Genomic DNA, 20,296 nt, shown 5'->3' with positions numbered 1-20,296 from the left:
GCGTCAAAGCTTCATAGTCTCCAGCCCGTTCAGCATCATGTCCACCGCCAGGTCGGCGAGCTCCTCCGCCGAGACCGCGCCGCCGGGCCGGAACCAGGTATGGGTCCAGTTGATCATGCCGAAGAACAGCATGGTCAGCGGCAGCATCGCCGGTCCCGCGTCGGCGCGGATTTCCCGCACCAGGCTCTCGACCACGGCGATGATCCGCCGTTGCTTCCTCACCACTTCCGCCCGGCGCCCGGGCGGCAGATTGTCGAGCTCGTTCAGCAGCACCTTGTGGCTGTCCTGCGCGTCCTCGTAGAGCCGCATGAAGGCGAGGGCGAGCGCGTGCAGCCGCTCCCTCGCATCCCCGGTGCGCATGACATCGTCGGCCGCGTCCACCAGCGCCTCGAGGTGCGCGGCCATCACTTCGTAGAGGATATCCTCTTTCGACGGGAAATAATGGTAGATGAGCGATTTCGAGGTGGCGCACGCCTTGGCCAGATCGGCCACCGACGCGCCCTGGAATCCTTGCCGCGCGTAGAGATGCGTCGCCGCGGCGACGATTGCGTCGCGGCGCTTGTCGTAATCGGGGGATTGCGGCCTCGCCATCCCCGCACCTTAAGCGCGCACTGGCGCCGCCGCCAAATCAATTGGCGGAACGGCGCCCGGCATTGCCGCGCTCGGCGGCGGCGGAGGCCATATTATAGCCTCGCATATTCTCGTGATAGTCGATCACCGCGCGGACGGTTTCCTGCATGGTCCGCATCCGCTCGATATTGGGGGCGCTGGTCCGGCGGATCATCACGGCGACGGCATAGGAGCGCCCGCCCGGGGCGGTGACGATGCCGATGTCGTTATAGCCGGCCTGAACCCCTCCGAACACCTGCCCGGTGCCGGTCTTGTGCGCCAGCGTCCAGCCGGGGGCGAGGCCGCCCTTCAGCCGTTGCGGGCCGGTACGGGTGTTCGACATGGTGTTGAGCAGGCGCTGGGTCGAGCCCGGCGACAGCAATTCGCCGCCCTTCAGCCGCGTCAGCGCATCGACGATTCCGAGCGGGGTCGCCCCGTCCATCGGATCGGCGATGTAACGCTCGAACGCGGCCCGCCTGACGGATGTCGGCAAAGCGTTGCGCGCGGCGAAGAAGGCGTTGCCGATCGAGTAAGAGGATTTCCAGTCGAGCCCCGCGATGCGGCTCTGGAGCTGGCGCTCGCCGGGTCCGAAGCGGATGCCCTCTATGCCCTTGCGATCGAGATAGTCGCGAACCGCCTGCGGCCCTCCGGATTTCCACAAGAGAAAGTCGTTGGCGGTGTTGTCGCTCTGGGTGATGGCGCGGTGGAGGAGGTCGCCAAGGGTCGTGGAGAAGCCGCCCTTCAGGACCTGCGAGCGGATAGGTTGATGGAACAAAGTCAGGTCGTCGCGGCGCACGGTGACCGGGCTGTGCAGGCTGAGATTGCCCTCGTCCGCCTCGGCGAGCGCGGCCAGCGCCACCCAGAATTTGCTGACGCTCTGCTGCGGAAACCAGGTCGTGCCGTCATAATGGCTGGTCCAGCCCGACTGGACGTCCTTGACCGCAATGCCGATGTCGCCCCGAAAACCGCGGCCGAGCGCATCGATGCGGGCGTCGAGAATGCGCTGCGCGGTCTGGACATGGGCCGGCAGAGCGGGGGCGGGCGGTGGCGTATAGGAAGGCGAAGGAGCGGTCGCGGCGCGCGCGCGGGGCGCCGGCGCGACTTCGGCGGATCGGGCCTGCGGTATGCAGGCGGCCAGCAGAGCGGAGACGGACAGCGCACCGAGAAAGGCGGCCTTGGTGCTCCGCGGAATGCTCCGCCGCGCCTCTCGCTGGATCCCGCTCTTCACCTTGCCCTCCCAATGCATTCATGCCTGAAAGGACCGACCATAACGCATAAGGCGTGACTGTCAGCTTAATCCGGGCCGTACGGGACGAGCCGTTCATCGAGCGCGGCGAGGTGAATCGCCCTTTGGAACTAGTCGCTTAGCCAATCGTCCGCGGCGGCGCCAATGGGCATTCCGGGCGGGATATCGGCGGCGCGATCCGGCTCGGCCAGCAATTTGTCGAGCGCCTCCCGGTCGGTCAGCAGCCGCGCGAGACCCCGGCTCCAGTCACGATGCGCTTCGCTTTCTTCTCCGGCGAGATTGCCGGCGAGCCGGTGCAGCCGCTCGTCCAGCGCCAGCGCGATTGTCGACGACAAGGTCGGGTCGCGCCGCACCCGCGCCAGCGCCAAAGCGGTGGTGGTTGCGACACGCTGACGCACATCCGCGCGGCCGGAATCGCGGGAACCCGAAGGGAAGGTCGCGCCGATCAGGCGGTCGATCAGCTCGTCAGCGCCCAGGGCATCAGGATCGAGCCGGTCCTGCTCGGCCAGCCGGTTGAGCCGCTGCGGCGCCAGCAAAGTGTTGAGCGTCACCGACGCGGCCACTTCCGCCGCGACCATGGAGTCGAACACGGGTCCGCCGGCGGTGCGGAATATCTCGATATCATATTGGCGGTCGTTGCTCCCCGACCAGCCGGACGAGAGCAAGGGCACCAGCCGCGCAGGCACCTCCAGCGCGGCCGGCTCCAGCGTCGCCAGCAAAGCGTCCAACGCCCGCCTTTGCGCGTCGGCAGCGACCGGCGGCGAGGTTTCGAGTCCGTCGCCACGCAGCGAATAGGAATAATCGACGCCGCCGAGGAGCTTGGCGGCGGCTTCGACCTGATAGCGGTGGAGCAGCCAGATCGGCACGAACTTGCGGCGGAGGTTGGCGACCGGCTCGCCGGACGCGAGCGCGCCGAGGCCGAAATTGTCCACCGCCGCGCGGCGGACGGCGATCATTCGCTCGAGCTCGGCGGCTGGATCGGCGAAATCGTCCCACAGGCTGCCGCGCGGCTGAGCGGCGCCGACCGGACGGGCGTCGTTGTCCGCCGTGAAGAGCAGCCCCTCGGCAACGGCCGCGGACGCCTTGGCGCGCGCCTCGGTTTCGTCGGCGCTGCCATAGAGCCAGTCGATCGCGAACATATCCCAGCGGCCGAGCCCGACGCCATAGGCGTCGGTAAGCGAGGGTACGCCGTCGACCAGGGTTACGCGCGGCGCGGGATAATCCATCACCGAATAGCGGCCCTGGGTGCTCGCGGAGAAATTATGGGCGAGACCGAGCGCATGGCCGACTTCATGGGCGGCGAGCTGGCGAAGGCGCGCGAGGGCGGCGATCACCGGATCGTTCGATCCTCCCGTCCCAACCTTGTCGGCTCCGACCAGGCTCTCGAAGATGAGCATGTCCTGACGGACGCGAAGCGAGCCTAGAAGCACGTTGCCCTTGATGATCTCGCCCGTGCGCGGATCCTCGATCGCCTGGCCGTAGGACCAGCCGCGCGTCGCCCGGTTCACCCAGTTGACGACGTTGTAGCGAATGTCGAGCGGATCGACGTCCTCGGGCAAGATTTCGACCCGGTAGGCGTCGATATAGCCGGCATCCTCGAAGGCCTGCTTCCACCAGTTCGCGCCCTCGTAGAGAGCCGTCCGAACCGGTTCGGGAGCGGACCTGTCGATATAGAAGACTATCGGCTCCCTGACGCGCGACCGCGGCGCGTCCGGATCGATCTTTTCCAGGCGAAAGCGATTGACCAATTCCCGTACGATCGGTTCCCCGAGAGGCGCGGAATAATCGAGCACCTGCGTCGCAAAGCTTCCAGTGCGCGGGTCGAAGGGGCGGGGCCGGTATCCGGGTTCGGGCAGCTTCACCAGCGAATGGCGGACAACGAAGCTCAGATTGCCGCTCTCGGGCGCGATGTTCCTAACTTCCGCGCCGGGATCGGTGGAGACGAAGGTCTGGCGCGCCTCCATCTCGATATTCTCCGGGAAGACCTTGACCGAAGCCGGATCGGCGACGGTCAGCTCCGGCACCAGCTTGAATTCCTTTTCCACGCTGTCCTTCAGCGCCCGGGCGATGCCGATAGCGTCGCGCGTCAGGAAGCTCGAAACATCGACGAGCAAGCGCCCGTCCGCCGTCTCCGCCGCTATGTCTCCCATCCACAGCGTCGAATAAGCGAAGCTGTCGCGCGCCGCCGCCTGCTCGGCCTCGGTGCCGCTGGTGGCGCGGAAGCGGGAATTCTCGATCTCGGCGACGATCTTCTTGCCGACCCGGCGGAAGACGAGGAGCTCCGAGCCCCCGCTCAGCGCGCGGTCCAGCCCGGCGACCGCCGATCCGAGGCCGGTCTTCAGGGCGGTGACATAGAGATAGCGGCCGGAAATGCCATCTTCGTCCGGCGCCGGCAGGGAGAGCAGGATGCGGCCGTCCTTGCGGTCGACATGCACCGGGAGCAGGCCCGAGCGCGCCGTCGTCCCCTGGAGGACGTCCGCAGCGGGGGCAGCCGATAGCGCGGCGGTGGACGTTCCGGCGAACAGCAGCAGGGCCAGGCAGGCGGTGGCGGTCGGCTTCATCAATTCCCCCTCTTTGGCTTGCTTGCTATCCGCGCCCGCCCTTGCTGTCGAGCGCGTGCGAAGCAGCTTTTGCCGACGAAGCGTGTCCGCCGGGCGACCGGCTCGTCAAGGCGCGGCCATCACGGTATTGATACAATGTAACGTCTCCCGTAAGCGGGCGACGATTTCTGGAGACCCTGATGACCAAATTCGCCTTCCTGTTCGCGACCTCCGCACTCGTCGCCTTTCCGGCCGGCGCGCAGCGGCCGGAGCCGCCGGCCGAGACCGTTGAGGCCGCGCAGGCCGCGGCCCAGGCCGATCACGTTCATGAAGATCCGCCGGCGACGATCGTCATCACCGGTCACAGCATTCAGGAGGTCGATCTTCTGGCGGGCAAATCGGTCCTTTCCGGCGCCGATCTGGTGCGAGATCTGAAGCCGCAGATCGGCGATACGCTGGCCGGCCTTCCGGGCGTTTCGGCCACCTCCTTCAGCCCCGGAGCGTCCCGTCCCGTCCTTCGCGGCTTCCAGGGCGAGCGCGTCCGGGTGATGACCGACGGCATCGGCTCGATCGATGCTTCCAACACGTCGGCCGACCACGCCGTGACCATCGATCCGCTGACCGCCGAGCGGATCGAGGTCATTCACGGCCCCGCCGTGCTCCTCTTCGGCAGCCAGGCGATCGGCGGCGCGGTCAACGTCATGGACCGGCGCATTCCCCGCCGCGTGCCGGACGAGCCGGTCCATATCGACGCCATCGCGGCTTATGGTTCGGCCGCCGACGAACACAGCGTCGGCGCCGCGGTCGACGTGCCGCTGACCGACAGCCTCGTCGCCCATATCGACGGCAGCTACCGCAACACCGACGACCTGGAGGTTGGCGGCTTCGTCCTTTCGCCCGAGCTACGCGCCGAGCAGCTGGAAATCGCCGCCGAAGAGGAAGCGGAAGGCCATGTGGAGGAGGCCGAGGAAGCCCGCGAGCTTGCCAACCTCAGCGGCCGCATCCCCAATTCCGCCACCGAGACGAAGACCTTGGGCGCCGGTCTCGCCTTCATCCGCGACGGCGGCCAGCTCGGCCTGTCGGTCAGCTACTATGACAGCAAGTACGGCGTCCCTTCGCGCCCTGGGGCCGAGCACCACCATGAAGAAGAAGGCGGCGAGGAAGAGGAGGGGCACGCCCATGGCGACGTGCCGGTCACCATCGGCCTCGAACAGTTTCGTGCCGACCTGCGCGGCGAAATCGAGGCCGGCGGCGACTTCATCGACAAAATCCGCGTTCGCCTCGCCGCGGCCGATTACGAGCATACCGAGTTCGAAGGCGAGGAAGTCGGCACGGTCTTCAAGTCCAACGGGATGGAAGGCCGATTCGAGCTGGTGCAGGCCGATCGGGGCGGCTGGCATGGCGTCACCGGCGCCCAATATTTCGTTCGCGATTTCGAGGCGATCGGCGCCGAGGCGTTCGTTCCGCCCAATGAGAGCCGCCAGCTCGGTCTCTTCACGGTTCAGGAGATGCACTTCGGCCGGGCGGGGATCGAGGCCGCCGGGCGTTTCGAACGTAGCGACGTCAGCGCCACGACCCTCGGCCTCGACCGGAGCTTCAACACCTATTCGGGGGCGATTGGCGCGTCCTACGAGCTCGGCAATCGAACCAAGATCGGGGTCAACGGCTCCCGCGCCGAACGCGCGCCTTCGGCCGAGGAGCTGTTCTCCAACGGGCCGCATATCGCGACCCAGGCGTTCGAGGTCGGCAATCTCGATCTCGCCAAGGAGAAGAGCTGGGGCGCCGAAGCCTATGTCCGCCACGACGCGTCGAATTACTCGCTCAGCGCCACCGTTTTCGCCAACTGGTTCGACGACTACATCTTCCAGGCCGCGACCGGCGAGGAGCGCGACGAGCTCCCCGTCTTCCAATATTTCCAGCGCGGCGCCCGCTATTACGGCTTCGAGCTGGAAGGTTCGGCCAAGCTGTTCGAGGCCGCCGGCTTCCGCTTCAACGGCGACGTCGTGGCGGACTATGTCAACGCGACGATCGAGAAGGGCGGCCCCGTGCCGCGCATCCCGCCGCTCCGCATCCTCGGCGGCATCGAGGCGCAGTCCGACCATGTCGACGGCCGCCTGGAGGTCGAATGGTCGGACGAGCAGGAGCGGATCGCGGCCTTCGAGACGCCGACCGACGGCCACACTTTGGTCAACGCCTCGGTCGCCTGGCGCCCGTGGGGGAAGAGCAACCCCACCACCTTGCTGCTGTCCGCCAACAACATCTTCGACGTCGACGCGAGGCGCCACGCCTCCTTCACCAAGGATTTCGTGCCTTTGGCTGGTCGGGACATAAGGCTGAGCGCGAGGGTGAGCTTCTAGCGTCGCTCGATCCGTTTCAGACGTTCATCGCCTGTTGGTGTGTGGCGAAGCTGATGCTATGCTGCCGGAGCGAAGGAGAGTTTTTCTATGCCCTCGTCACTTGGTTTGACAGGTGATCTGGACGATAATGACCTAATTGAAGACGTCGAGGAGGCATTTGACGTCCAGTTCTCTAAGGAAAAACTTAAGCAGTGTTGGACCGTGGGGGATCTTTTTAAGCTGATCGAGGCCCAGTTACCTGGTGCGCGCTCGATAGAGAGCTGTGCAACAGCAATGTGCTTCTATCGGTTGCGTCGAGCGCTTCAGCCCCGGATTGTAACTGAGCTACGGCCCAAGACACCCATCGAAGGGCTGGGAAGCTTGTCGGTGCGAAAATTGCACTGGATCATCAAGCACGAATGCGGCTTGCGACCGCCACCCCAGTACGTGTCACTCTGGGGCTGTATCGCGCTCCTGCTTTTCGTGGCACTTCCTATGGGCATGCTGACTGTAGGTTGGCCATGGTGGATGGCTGCTGCCTCCGTCATTCCTCCGGTTGCGCTCTATCGAGTGGCACCCATTCGCCTGCCGGGAAGTGTGAAAACGGTCGGGGATCTGGTGCGGATGGTCTCGTCTCGAAGCATAGGCAAGTTGTATCAGCAGGGTGCGCGTCTCGGTTCATCCGAAGCCTGGGCTGCATTTAGGGACGTTCTCAGCGATCACTCGCTTCTACAGAAGGAAGCGATCACGCCAGACACTCTGATTTTGGCCCCGCGGAAGGCCGTGTCGTAGCGGCCGGTTCGTTTCCCCCCAACGCTTCCGAGGCAACGAAAAAAGCCCCGCCGGATCGCTCCGGCGGGGCTCTTCTTTCTTCAGTCTCTACCGGGCCTTCAGTCCTGCAGATATTCACCCGCATCCGCGTCGGTGCCGTGGCCCTCCGGGGCCACCGCGGCGAGGGGGTCGTCGCCGATCGCCGCTTCGGGGCCCTGGGCCAGCTCGGCGCGATGCTCTTCCTCGGCGGTGTTGGCAAGGATCATCGCTTCCTGCAGCTTCTTGTGCTGGGCGCGGAGCGCGGCGTCGCGGCTGGAGGCGGCGATCCGCATCCGGTTCATGCCTGCGCCGGTGCCCGCCGGGATCAGGCGGCCGACGATGACATTCTCCTTGAGGCCGTCGAGCGTGTCGATCTTGCCCTGCACCGATGCCTCGGTCAGCACCCGGGTCGTCTCCTGGAAGGAGGCGGCCGAGATGAAGCTGCGGGTCTGCAGGCTCGCCTTGGTGATGCCCAGGAGCACCGGCTTGCCTTCCGCGGGCTTCTTGCCCTTGCCGAGCTTGGCATTGGCCTCACGCATCTCCTGGTGGTCGATCTGCTCGCCGACCAGGAAGGTGGTGTCGCCGCTCTCAATGATCTCGACCTTCTGCAGCATCTGGCGAACGATCACCTCGATATGCTTGTCGTTGATCTTCACGCCCTGGAGACGATAGACTTCCTGGATTTCCGACACGAGATACTCGGCGAGCGCCTTGACGCCGAGCACTTCCAGAATGTCGTGCGGATCGGGCGAGCCGCCGATCAAATTGTCGCCGCGCTTGACGAAATCGCCTTCCTGCACGTCGATCACCTTCGATTTCGGCACCAGATACTCGACCAGCTCGCCCCCATCCTCGGGACGGATGCCGATCTTGCGCTTGGCCTTATAGTCCTTGCCGAATTCGACCCGGCCGGAGACCTTGGCGATGATCGCATTCTCCTTGGGCTTCCTCGCCTCGAACAGCTCCGCCACCCGCGGCAGACCGCCGGTGATGTCGCGGGTCTTGGCGGCCTCGCGGGAGACGCGGGCGAGCACTTCGCCCGCCGCGACCGTCTGGCCGTCCTCGACCGAGAGCATCGCGCCCTGCGTCAGCATGTAGCGCGCGGCCTCGCCGCTATCCTCGTCGAGAAGGGTGATGCGCGGGCGCAGATCCTCCTTGGAACGCGCCGAGCCCCGGAACTCGGTGACGACGCGCTGGGCGATGCCCGTCGCTTCATCGACCTGCTCGGCGAGGGTCTTGCCCTCGACCATGTCCTGGAACTTCACGATGCCGCCCTTCTCGGTGATGACCGGCATCATGAACGGATCCCATTCGGCCATGCGGTCGCCCTTGGTGACGATATGGCCGTCGTCGAACATCAGATGCGCGCCATAGGGGATGCGGTGCACTGCTCGCTCGCGCCCGTCCATGTCGACGATGGCGAGCTCGCCGTTGCGGGCCATGGCCACGCGCCGTCCGCGCGAGTCCATGATGGTCGGCAGATCGCGGAATTCGATCTTGCCGTCCGACGAGGCTTCGAGGCTCGACGTCTCGTTGAGCTGGGCCGCGCCGCCGATGTGGAAGGTCCGCATGGTGAGCTGGGTGCCCGGCTCGCCGATCGACTGGGCGGCGATGACGCCGACCGCCTCGCCGATATTGACGGGCGTGCCGCGGGCGAGGTCGCGCCCGTAGCATTTGCCGCAGACGCCATGCTCGCTCTCGCAGACGAGGGGCGAGCGGATGTTGACTGCTTGGATGCCCAGCTCGTCGATCCGCAGCGCCGCGGCCTCGTCGATCAGCTCGCCTTCCTTGGCCAGCACATCGCCGGTCTTGGCATCGACGATGTCCTCGCCCGGGGTGCGACCGAGGATGCGCTCGCCCAGGGAGGCGATGACGGCGCCGCCCTGCACGATCGCGCGCATGTCGAGCACGTTGGAGGTCTTGCAATCCTCCTCGACGATCACGCAATCTTGGCTGACGTCGACGAGGCGACGGGTGAGGTAGCCCGAGTTCGCCGTCTTGAGCGCCGTGTCCGCGAGGCCCTTGCGGGCGCCGTGGGTGGAGTTGAAATATTCAAGGACGGTCAGGCCCTCCTTGAAGTTCGAAATGATCGGCGTCTCGATGATCTCGCCCGACGGCTTGGCCATGAGGCCGCGCATACCGGCGAGCTGCTTCATCTGCGCCTGCGAACCACGGGCGCCCGAATGCGCCATCATGTAGATCGAGTTGATCTGCGCCATCCGGCCGTCCTCGCCGATCGGCTGCGCCTTGATCTTGTCCATCATCGCGTTGGCGACCTGGTCGCCGCAGCGGCTCCAGGCGTCGATCACCTTGTTGTACTTTTCCTGCTGGGTGATGAGGCCATCCTGGTACTGCTGCTCATAGTCCTTCACGAGGTTGCGGGTCTCGTCGACGAGGCCTTCCTTCTCGTGCGGGATGATCATGTCGTCCTTGCCGAAGCTGATGCCGGCCTGGAAGGCGTGGCGGAAGCCCAGCCCCATGATCGCGTCGGCGAACAGCACTGTCTCCTTCTGGCCGGTGTGGCGATAGACGGTGTCGATGACGTCCGCGATCTCCTTCTTGGTCAGCAGGCGGTTGACCGTCTCGAACGGCACCTTGTGGCTCTTCGGCAGCGTCTCGCCGAGCAGCATCCGGCCCGGCGTCGTCTCGAAGCGCTTCATATATTGCTTGCCGGCCTCGTCCGTCTGCGGGACGCGGCTGATGATCTTCGAGTGCAGGGTCACGGCCTTGGCGTTCAAGGCCTGGTGGACCTCCGACATGTCGGAGATCATCATGCCTTCGCCAGGCTCGCCTTCGCGCTCCATCGACAGATAATAGAGACCCAGCACCATGTCCTGCGAGGGCACGATGATCGGCTTGCCGTTGGCGGGCGAGAGGATGTTGTTGGTCGACATCATCAGCACACGCGCTTCCAGCTGCGCTTCAAGCGACAGCGGGACGTGCACGGCCATCTGGTCGCCGTCGAAATCGGCGTTGAATGCCGCGCAGACGAGCGGGTGAAGCTGGATCGCCTTGCCCTCGATCAGCACCGGCTCGAACGCCTGGATGCCGAGACGGTGGAGGGTGGGCGCGCGGTTCAGGAGGACGGGATGCTCGCGGATCACCTCATCGAGGATGTCCCAGACTTCCTTGCGCTCCTTCTCGACCCACTTCTTGGCCTGCTTCAGGGTCATCGACAGACCCTTGGCGTCGAGGCGCGAGTAGATGAACGGCTTGAACAGCTCGAGCGCCATCTTCTTGGGCAGGCCGCACTGGTGGAGCTTCAATTCCGGACCTGTGACGATGACCGAACGGCCCGAATAGTCGACGCGCTTGCCGAGCAGATTCTGGCGGAAGCGGCCCTGCTTGCCCTTGAGCATGTCGCTCAAGGACTTCAGCGGACGCTTGTTGGCGCCGGTGATGGTGCGGCCGCGGCGGCCGTTGTCGAACAAAGCGTCGACCGATTCCTGCAGCATGCGCTTTTCGTTGCGGACGATGATGTCCGGCGCGCGCAGCTCCATCAGCCGCTTCAGGCGGTTGTTGCGGTTGATGACGCGGCGGTAGAGGTCGTTCAAATCCGACGTCGCGAAGCGGCCGCCGTCGAGCGGCACCAAAGGACGCAGCTCGGGCGGGATGACCGGAACGACTTCCAGGATCATCCATTCCGGGCGGTTGCCGGATTCGAGGAAGCTCTCGACGACCTTCAGGCGCTTGATGATCTTCTTGGGCTTGAGCTCCGACTTGGTCTCTGCCAGCTCCTTGAGGAGATCCTCCTTCTCGCCTTCGAGGTCGAGATTCTCCAGCATGTGGCGGACCGCCTCGGCGCCGATGCCGGCGGAGAAGGCGTCCTCGCCATATTCATCCTGAGCGGTGAGAAGCTCGTCCTCGGTGAGGAGCTGGAACTTCTCGAGCGGCGTCAGGCCGGGCTCGGTGACGATATAGGCCTCGAAATAGAGGACGCGCTCCAGCTGCTTGAGCTGCATGTCGAGCAGCAGGCCGATGCGCGAGGGGAGCGACTTCAGGAACCAGATATGGGCGACCGGCGCGGCCAGCTCGATATGGCCCATGCGCTCGCGGCGGACCTTGGAGACGGTCACCTCGACGCCGCACTTCTCGCAGACGATGCCCTTATACTTCATGCGCTTATACTTGCCGCACAGGCACTCGTAATCCTTGATCGGACCGAAGATGCGCGCGCAGAACAGGCCGTCGCGCTCGGGCTTGAACGTGCGGTAGTTGATCGTCTCGGGCTTCTTGATCTCGCCGAACGACCACGAGCGGATGCGCTCCGGCGAGGCGATGCCGATCTGGATCTGGTCGAACGTCTCCGGCTTGGCGACCGGGTTGGCGAAGTTGCTCAGTTCATTCATCGGGTATGACCCTCTCTAGAAATTCTGCCCCTCTCCCATTTCGGGAGAGGGAGGGGCCCGCCGCTCGAAGAGCGGTGGGAGGGTGAGGGCATGGCCATTTCCAGACCCTCACCCTGGCGCTTCGCGCCTGTCCCTCTCCCGCAAGGGGAGAGGGGCTGTTCTTACTCCGCGGCGATCGCCGGAATGTCCTCGCCATTCTCGTCGATCGTGGTGTTGAGCTCGACGTTGAGGCCGAGCGACCGCATCTCCTTGACGAGCACGTTGAAGCTCTCCGGAATGCCGGCCTCGAACGTGTCGTCGCCCTTGACGATCGCCTCGTAGACCTTGGTGCGGCCGATCACGTCGTCCGACTTCACCGTCAGCATTTCCTGCAAGGTATAGGCGGCGCCGTAGGCCTGGAGCGCCCAGACCTCCATCTCACCGAACCTCTGGCCGCCGAACTGCGCCTTGCCGCCCAAAGGCTGCTGGGTGACGAGGCTGTACGGCCCGATCGAGCGCGCGTGGATCTTGTCGTCCACGAGATGGTGGAGCTTCAGCATATAGATATAGCCCACCGTCACCTTGCGATCGAACTCGTCGCCGGTGCGGCCGTCATAGAGCGTCACCTGGCCGCTCTCGTCGAGCCCGGCCATGCGCAGCATCGCCGACACGTCCGCCTCGCGAGCGCCGTCGAACACCGGAGTGCCCATCGGAACGCCGCCGACCAGGTTGGACGCCAGCTCCATCACCTGCTCGTCGTCGCGGGCATCGATGTCGCCGTCATAATGCTCGCCATAGATGTCCTTCAATTTGGCGCGGACGCCCTTGACGTCCTTCGGATCGATGTCCTTGCCCTTGTCGTGCATCTCTTCCAGCATCGCGCCGATCTGCTTGCCGAGGCCGCGCGCGGCCCAGCCCAGATGGGTCTCGAAAATCTGGCCGACGTTCATCCGGCTTGGCACGCCGAGCGGGTTGAGCACGATATCCGCATGGGTTCCGTCCTCGAGGAACGGCATGTCCTCGATCGGCAGGATGCGGCTGATGACGCCCTTGTTGCCGTGGCGGCCGGCCATCTTGTCGCCGGGCTGGAGCTTGCGCTTCACCGCGACGAACACCTTGACCATCTTCAAGACGCCCGGCGGCAGCTCGTCGCCACGCTCCAATTTCTCGACGCGGTCGTCGAACTTGGCCTTGATGACGGCTTCGGCGTCGTCATACTGGACCTTGACCGCTTCGAGGTTGCCCTGGACCTTGTCGTCCTTGACCGCGAACTTCCACCATTCGAAGCGCTCGACGCCGTCGAGCAGCTCCTGGTCGATCTCGACGCCCTTCTTGACGCCCTTGGGCGCCGCCGTGGCGGTTTGGCCGACCAGCATCTCGCGAAGCCGCGAGAAGGTGGCGCGCTTGAGGATGGTGCGCTCGTCGTCGGCGTCCTTGCGAAGTCGGTCCTTTTCCTCGGTCTGGATCGCGCGGGTGCGGTCGTCGATGTCGATGCCGTGGCGGTTGAAGACGCGGACCTCGACCACCGTTCCGGCGACGCCCGGGGGCAGGCGCAGCGAGGTGTCGCGAACGTCGGACGCCTTCTCGCCGAAGATGGCGCGGAGCAATTTTTCCTCCGGCGTCATCGGGCTCTCGCCCTTGGGCGTGATCTTGCCCGCCAGGATGTCGCCCGGCTCCACTTCGGCACCGATATAGACGATGCCCGCCTCGTCGAGGTTGCGCAGCGCTTCCTCGCCGACATTGGGGATGTCGCGGGTGATGTCTTCCGGCCCGAGCTTGGTGTCGCGGGCCATGACTTCGAATTCCTCGATATGGATCGAGGTGAAGACGTCGTCCTTGACGATGCGCTCGGAGATGAGGATCGAATCCTCATAATTGTAGCCGTTCCACGGCATGAACGCGACCAGCACGTTGCGGCCGAGCGCCAGCTCGCCGAACTCGGTCGACGGGCCGTCGGCGATGACGTCGCCGGCATTGACCACGTCGCCCACCTTCACCAGCGGACGCTGGTTGATGCAGGTATTCTGGTTCGAGCGCTGGAACTTCATCAGCGTGTAGATGTCGACGCCCGACTTGCCGGCATCGACTTCGCCGGTCGCCCGGATGACGATGCGGGTGGCGTCGACCTGATCGACGATGCCCGAACGACGCGCGCCGATGGCGGCGCCGGAATCGCGCGCGACCGTCTCCTCCATGCCGGTGCCGACGAACGGCGCCTCGGCGCGGACCAGAGGGACCGCCTGCCGCTGCATGTTCGAACCCATCAGCGCGCGGTTCGCGTCGTCATTCTCCAGGAACGGAATGAGCGAGGCTGCGACCGAGACGAGCTGCTTGGGGCTGACGTCCATCAGGGTGATGATGTCGCGCGGCGCCATCAGGAATTCGCCGGCCTGGCGGCTGGAGACGATTTCCTCGCCGAAGCTCTTGTCTTCCAGAAGCTCGGCATTGGCCTGCGCGATCGTGTGCTTGGCCTCCTCCATCGCCGACAGATAGACGACGTCGTCGGTCACTTTGTTGTCGACGACCTTGCGGTAGGGCGTCTCGATGAAGCCGTATTTGTTCACGCGGCTGAACGACGCGAGCGAGTTGATCAGGCCGATGTTCGGGCCTTCGGGAGTCTCGATCGGGCAGATGCGGCCATAATGGGTCGGATGGACGTCGCGGACCTCGAAGCCCGCGCGCTCGCGGGTGAGGCCACCCGGCCCGAGCGCCGAGACGCGGCGCTTGTGCGTCACTTCGGAGAGCGGGTTGGTCTGGTCCATGAACTGCGAGAGCTGCGACGAGCCGAAGAATTCGCGCACCGCGGCGACCGCCGGCTTGGCGTTGATGAGGTCGTTCGGCATCACGGTCGAGACGTCGACCGAGCTCATCCGCTCCTTCACGGCGCGCTCCATCCTCAGGAGCCCGACGCGATACTGGTTCTCCAGCAGCTCGCCCACGGAACGCACGCGGCGGTTGCCGAGATTGTCGATGTCGTCGATCTCGCCCTTGCCGTCCTTCAGATCGACGAGGGTCTTCACCACGGCGAGGATGTCCTCGGTGCGAAGCGTGGTCACCGTGTCCTCGGCATCGAGGTCGAGGCGCATGTTGAGCTTGACGCGGCCGACGGCCGACAGGTCGTAGCGCTCCGGATCGAAGAACAGGCCGGCGAACAAGGCGTCGGCGGTCTCGCGCGTCGGCGGCTCGCCGGGGCGCATGACGCGGTAGATGTCCGAGAGCGCCTGGTCGCGGTCCTCGGCCTTGTCGGCCTTCAGGGTGTTGCGCATCCACGCGCCGACATTGACATGGTCGATGTCGAGCAGTTCGATCCGGTCGATGCCGGCCTTGTCGAGCTTCTCGAGATTTTCCGGCGTCACTTCGTCGCCGGCCTCGATATAGATTTCGCCGGTCTTGTCGTTGACGAGATCATAGGCCGAATAGCGGCCGAAAATCTCCTCGGTCGGGATGAGCAATTGCTCCAGCCCGTCCTTGGCCGCCTTGCTGGCGCCGCGCGGCGTGATCTTCTGTCCGGCCGGGAAGACGACCTCGCCCGACTTGCCGTCGGCGACGTCGAAGGCCGGCTTCTGGCCGCGCCATTGCTCGGCGACGTAAGGAATCTGCCACCCGCCCGCGCCGCGGACGAAGGTCACCTTGTTGTAGAATTCGTCGAGGATTTCCTCGCTGGTGAGGCCGAGCGCGTGCAGCAGGGCCGTCACCGGCAGCTTGCGCTTCCGGTCGATGCGGACGTTGACGATGTCCTTGGCGTCGAACTCGAAATCGAGCCACGAGCCGCGATAGGGGATGACGCGGGCGGCGAAGAGATATTTGCCAGAGGCGTGGGTCTTGCCACGGTCATGGTCGAACAGCACACCCGGCGAGCGGTGCATCTGGCTGACGATGACGCGCTCGGTGCCGTTGACGATGAACGTGCCGTTCTTCGTCATCAGCGGCATGTCGCCCATATAAACGTCCTGCTCCTTGATATCGAGGACGGAGCGGGTCTCGGTATCGGGATCGACCTCGAACACGATCAGGCGCAAGGTGACGCGCATCGGCGCGGCATAGGTCATGCCCCGCTGGCGGCACTCGTCCGTGTCGTATTTGGGATCTTCGAGCTCGTAATGGACGAAGTCCAGCTCGGCGGTGCCGGCGAAGTCGCGGATCGGGAAGACCGAACGGAGCGTCTTTTCAAGGCCCGACACATAGCCGTCCTGCGGCCGCGAGCGGAGGAACTGCTCATAGCTTTCGCGCTGAACCTCGATGAGGTTCGGCATTTCGCTGACTTCGTGGATGTTGCCGAAAATCTTGCGGATGCGCTTGGACGCGGTGGAACGCTGTTCCGTCGCCGGAGCTGCCTTGGTCGCCATGTAAAAATTCGCCTCGTCTGCCTGCCGTTCCCCGGCGACAAGCCGGGGTCCAGTCCTGATTCAGGTGCGCGGAAACGCAAAAAGCCGCGCGTTCTCGATGCGAAAACGGCAGCTTCAGCGTCTATGAAACCTCAGCCGATCCATGCGTACGATGCGCTGCGCGACGGCGCATCATGTCCCGAAAGGCTGTGGTGATGGGCGCGATATAGGGCGGGGCAGGGGGCATGTAAAGGCCCCGCCGCGCCGATTCAGTCGCCCTGGATGGCGCCGTCATTGTCCTTGTAGCGGCTCTCGATGAAGCGCCCCTGCGTCTCGAACGCGGTCAGATCCTCATGCGCCAGCTTGCGGCCGAGATCGTCCAGCGCCGATTTGGCCGCTTCGAGGCCGGAGGCGAGGCGCTCGTCGACCGTCAGGCCCTCGCCGTCGCGCTCGTGGCGATAGGCGGCGGGCACCTTCTCGTAGCGGTCGATGAGGTCGGGCAGATGCTTGCCCATCAGCCGCCGCGCATCCTGGGCAAGGGGATCGAGCTGGTCGACCTCGGCCAGGCGGGATTCGAGCAAAGGCAATTGCGCGCTGATCGCGTCGACGGTGCGCGCGGCGGGAGCGGGGAGGGCGGGGCGGTGGCGAACGAGCAGGGTGTCGAGCTGCCGCACCACCGCCTTGTTGGGGAGCTGCTCGCTATATTCGACCCGTTTGGGCTCGGGGGACCAGCTCGAGAAGAAGACCAGGATGCACATGATCGCCATCGCGACCAGGAAGAGGCCGGTCCAGCCGATCGGCGAGACGAACAGGCCGAAGGCGATGGTCGCGACGATGAGGGCGCCGATCGCCATGCCGATATTGGCGAGGCGCCGGCCGACCGCGCGCGCGCTCCGTCCCACCCGGCGCCGCGTCGCCGCCGGCAAATGGCCGTCGAGCCGGGCGGCCATCTCGTCGAAGCGGGCGATTGCCTGGTCGACGCCGCGGGGGTGACGGGTCATCCTTGCCCCTCCCGATCCATCCCCGTCATTCCAGCGAAAGCTGGAATCTCCTTTCCTTTCAGGAGCAAGGGAGATCCCAGCTTTCGCTGGGATGACGCGAAGATGAAGGTGGCACGGCTCACTTATTACCCCTCCAGCGCCGTCAGCGGCGAGGCGGAGCCGCTGAGCCGGTTCTGCTCGACCCCTTCGGCGCGGGCGATATAGCCTCGGCTCTTCTCGACCTCGCTGGTGAGCACGGTGACGGTCTGCTTCATGTTGCCGAGCGCTTCGAGCTTGAAGCGGTCGATCGTGTCCATCGTGTCGTAGATATTCTGGAAGGCGCGCTGGAGCGTCTCCAGCGGGATGGTCGAGGACGCCGCCTGCTTGTGGATCTCCCCCGACTGGTGCTTGAGCAATGTGCCGGTCGAATCGATCATGTTGGCGGTGGTGGTGTTGAGCGCGGTGATCTGCCCCAGCACCAATTTCTGGTTGGTCAGCGCCTGGGCGACGGTGACCGCGGTGCGCAGGGCCGAGACGGTCGTGGTGGAGGCGCGGTCCACGCCCTTGACCAGCTCGACATTGTTCTTCTTGACGAGGTCGAGCGCCAGGTAACCCTGCACGCTGACCGCCATCTGGGTCAGGAGGTCGGTGGTGCGCTGGCGGGTGTAGAAAAGCGCGGTTTCGCGGATCGCCTTGGCCTTGGCCGGATCGGTGGCGTCCAGCTCGTTCGCTTTCTCCTCCAGCCGCGCGTCCATCGTCTTGGAGATGTGGATCATCTGTTCGAGGCGGCCCATAGTCTTCCACAGATTGGCGCGCTCGGTGTCGATGGCGGCATTGTCCATCAGCAGCTCGTCCTTGCCCGAGGCCAAGCGCGCGAGGACCGCCGCGATATGGCTCTGCGCCGACTGATATTGGCGGAAATAACCCTGCAGCTTGCTGCCGAAGGGAATGATGCCGAGGAAGCGCTTGCGCCCGGTGAGCTTGCCCTGGCGGCCCGGATCGAGTTCCTCGACCGTCTTGCGGAGCTGGGTCAGATCGGCGCCGATGCCGGTGTCGCTGTCGATCGCCTTGACCGGCCGGTCAAGGAAGCGGTTGGAATGGCCGGCGGCCTCGGCGATCTCCTTGCGGCCCATCGAGGTCAGCTGGTCGATCTTCTTGCCGAATTCGGGGCTGTTGGCGTCGGTCGCGACCAGGTCGTCGACGAAGGAATCGACCTTCAGCTCCAGCGCGGTCCGCTCCTCCTCCTTGAGCGGCACCAGCCCGGCGGCCTCCTGCGGCTGCACGGTCGCGAGCGCGTCGGGCGCTTCCAGCTTCAGCTTGGTCTCGGTCGCCATCGGATTCCCCTTTCTCCGCCTCTCTTGGCGAAGATGGGGCACATACGGGGCGAAGCGCAAGAGCTTATGCTGTGTTATTTCGATAAGTCACGTCGGCGGGGGCGCGGGCTCGGCGAAGTTCACGAAGTTCCTGGGGTGAGGCGGCTTTTTTCGGCCCTCGGCGCGGAAAAGCGAGGTGAGGCGTCCACCGGGCGAAGCCGTGGCAACTTCTCTATACTTTCAAGGAGCCAAGGCGGCCCGACTCGCCGCCGCGATCATGGTGGCACGAAGCGCGCGTGTAGGAAAATCCTCGCGGGCACGCCCTTCGCGCCTCGCGACCGCGGCTGACGCTCTTCATCGCCCCGTCAAGGGCGTACACGGGCGGCCCCGGGGTCAGCCAATAGGGCTACGGCTTCTGGGGCTGGAGTGAGAGTCTCCGGAGCCGCCGACCGAGGGAGCCGGCGCGGCATCGAAAGGGATCATGCCCCCGGAATTGCGTGTCCCCGGAATTGTGGAGCGACACGGTCGCAAGGGGGCGGGCCTTTGAAAATCTTCGAAGTCGTGCTCTTGTGCCACACGCAATTGGAAAGGTTCCGGCCATGGCTATGATCGACGGCACATCCGGCAACGACACATTGCTCGGCACGATTCTCGACGACGAACTGCGCGGGCTCGGCGGCGACGACCTGCTTCGCGGGAGGGCGGGAGACGACCGGCTGAATGGCGGCAGCGGGTTCGACCTGATGGTCGGCCGCGCCGGAGGCGACGTCTATTTCGTCGACAGCGAGCTCGACCGCATCCGCGAGTTCGCCGGCGAGGGCATCGACTCGGTGAATTCCTCGGTCTCCTTCCGGCTGCAGCGCGGGATCGAGAATCTGAGGCTGACCGGCACGGCGGAAAGCGGCCGGGGCAACGACCTCGACAACCGCATCATCGCCGACCAGGACAATGCCGACCGCGTCGCCAACGTCCTCAACGGCGGCGAAGGCGCCGACTTCATGAGCGGCGGCTGGGGCAGCGATACCTATTTCGTGGATAATCCCGGCGACACCATCGAGGAAGATGGATCGGACATCGACACGGTTCGCACAACGGTCAGCTACACGCTGGCCGGGTCTGCTTTCGGCGAATTCGTTGAGAACATGGTCCTGATCCGCTCCGACGCTATCGACGGAACCGGAAATGGCTTCAATAACCGAATCGTCGGCAACGATGCGAATAACGTCATAAAAGGGGAATTGGGGCGCGACGCCCTGATCGGCGGGGCCGGTGACGATAGCCTTTATGGGGGAGGAGCAAATGACAGACTCTTCGGGGGTGTCGGAAATGACGGCTTCTATTTTGAAGAACTCAGTTCCTTCGCCGATCGCATCGTGGATTTCTCATCCACGGACGACGCGGTATTCCTGGATCGCGCAGTTTTCACCCAGATAGAGGAGGGGGCTCTTGACCCTGAGTCGTTCGTGATCGGCACAGAGGCACAGGATGCAAATGACCGCGTCATTTACGATCCGGATTCAGGCTGGGTGAGATATGACCCGGATGGCTCAGGGGGGCAAACGTTCAACGTGTTCCTGACTCTCCCACCGGGTACCGTGATAGAGCATACAGATTTCGTCGGTTACGGCTGATCCATCTAGTAATTCCGAGTAATTCCGGGAACAGTAATTCCGGGGACACTATAATTCCGGGGACACTATACTTAATTCCCGCCCCTCACAATTCCGGAGCCACTAACCTCAATTCCCGCCGCTCGCCATCGGGCGGAGCCGATGCTACCATGCGCCGCGTTCCGCTCGGGAGAAGCCG

The 20,296-nt window shown here is 64.9% G+C and carries 10 protein-coding genes; 3 read left to right on the top strand and 7 right to left on the bottom strand.

Annotation, left to right across the window (positions count from 1 at the left end):
• Positions 1–3: 3 nt before the first annotated feature.
• The 3 genes from ACFQRC_RS03180 to ACFQRC_RS03170 form a co-directional block, all read right to left on the bottom strand.
• On the bottom strand, positions 4–591 hold the full coding sequence (locus ACFQRC_RS03180) for a TetR/AcrR family transcriptional regulator (RefSeq protein ID WP_379957671.1): 588 nt from the start codon (positions 589–591) through the stop codon (positions 4–6).
• Positions 592–628: 37 nt separating this feature from the next.
• A complete protein-coding gene (bla, locus tag ACFQRC_RS03175; protein WP_379957669.1) occupies positions 629–1,837 on the bottom strand; it encodes a class A beta-lactamase in 1,209 nt (402 codons plus the stop codon).
• A 128-nt stretch (positions 1,838–1,965) separates the two neighbouring features.
• A complete protein-coding gene (locus ACFQRC_RS03170; RefSeq protein WP_379957667.1) occupies positions 1,966–4,416 on the bottom strand; it encodes a zinc-dependent metalloprotease in 2,451 nt (816 codons plus the stop codon).
• 179 nt (positions 4,417–4,595) lie between these two features.
• Here ACFQRC_RS03170 and ACFQRC_RS03165 point away from each other — a divergent pair, with 179 nt between their 5' ends.
• Together ACFQRC_RS03165 and ACFQRC_RS03160 are read left to right on the top strand one after the other, a co-directional pair.
• The gene (locus tag ACFQRC_RS03165) at positions 4,596–6,752 is read left to right on the top strand and encodes a TonB-dependent receptor (RefSeq protein WP_379957665.1); all 2,157 of its coding nucleotides are present in this window, start codon (positions 4,596–4,598) and stop codon (positions 6,750–6,752) included.
• 87 nt (positions 6,753–6,839) lie between these two features.
• The gene (locus ACFQRC_RS03160; protein ID WP_379957663.1) at positions 6,840–7,523 is read left to right on the top strand and encodes a hypothetical protein; all 684 of its coding nucleotides are present in this window, start codon (positions 6,840–6,842) and stop codon (positions 7,521–7,523) included.
• 98 nt (positions 7,524–7,621) lie between these two features.
• Here the strand turns inward: ACFQRC_RS03160 and rpoC are convergent, their stop codons facing one another.
• The 4 genes from rpoC to ACFQRC_RS03140 all read right to left on the bottom strand — a co-directional run bounded on the left by rpoC (position 7,622) and on the right by ACFQRC_RS03140 (position 18,508).
• Positions 7,622–11,890, bottom strand: coding sequence for a DNA-directed RNA polymerase subunit beta' (gene rpoC / locus ACFQRC_RS03155; protein WP_379957661.1), 4,269 nt, complete (start codon positions 11,888–11,890; stop codon positions 7,622–7,624).
• Positions 11,891–12,051: 161 nt separating this feature from the next.
• A complete protein-coding gene (rpoB, locus tag ACFQRC_RS03150; protein ID WP_379957659.1) occupies positions 12,052–16,215 on the bottom strand; it encodes a DNA-directed RNA polymerase subunit beta in 4,164 nt (1,387 codons plus the stop codon).
• Between the two features lie 248 nt (positions 16,216–16,463).
• A complete protein-coding gene (locus ACFQRC_RS03145; protein ID WP_379957657.1) occupies positions 16,464–17,195 on the bottom strand; it encodes a hypothetical protein in 732 nt (243 codons plus the stop codon).
• 125 nt (positions 17,196–17,320) lie between these two features.
• Positions 17,321–18,508 (bottom strand): toxic anion resistance protein, encoded by a 1,188-nt coding sequence (locus tag ACFQRC_RS03140; protein ID WP_379957655.1) that lies wholly within the window; start codon positions 18,506–18,508, stop codon positions 17,321–17,323.
• Between the two features lie 578 nt (positions 18,509–19,086).
• On the opposite strand from ACFQRC_RS03140, the gene ACFQRC_RS03135 reads away from it, so the two are divergent.
• Positions 19,087–20,118 (top strand): hypothetical protein, encoded by a 1,032-nt coding sequence (locus ACFQRC_RS03135; RefSeq protein ID WP_379957653.1) that lies wholly within the window; start codon positions 19,087–19,089, stop codon positions 20,116–20,118.
• Positions 20,119–20,296 lie beyond the last annotated feature (178 nt).

Source organism: Enterovirga sp. GCM10030262 (assembly GCF_042666435.1).
Lineage (GTDB): Bacteria > Pseudomonadota > Alphaproteobacteria > Sphingomonadales > Sphingomonadaceae > Allosphingosinicella.
The sequence above is the reverse complement of the archived record's forward strand: the minus strand, read 5'-3'. Positions and strand labels throughout refer to the sequence as shown.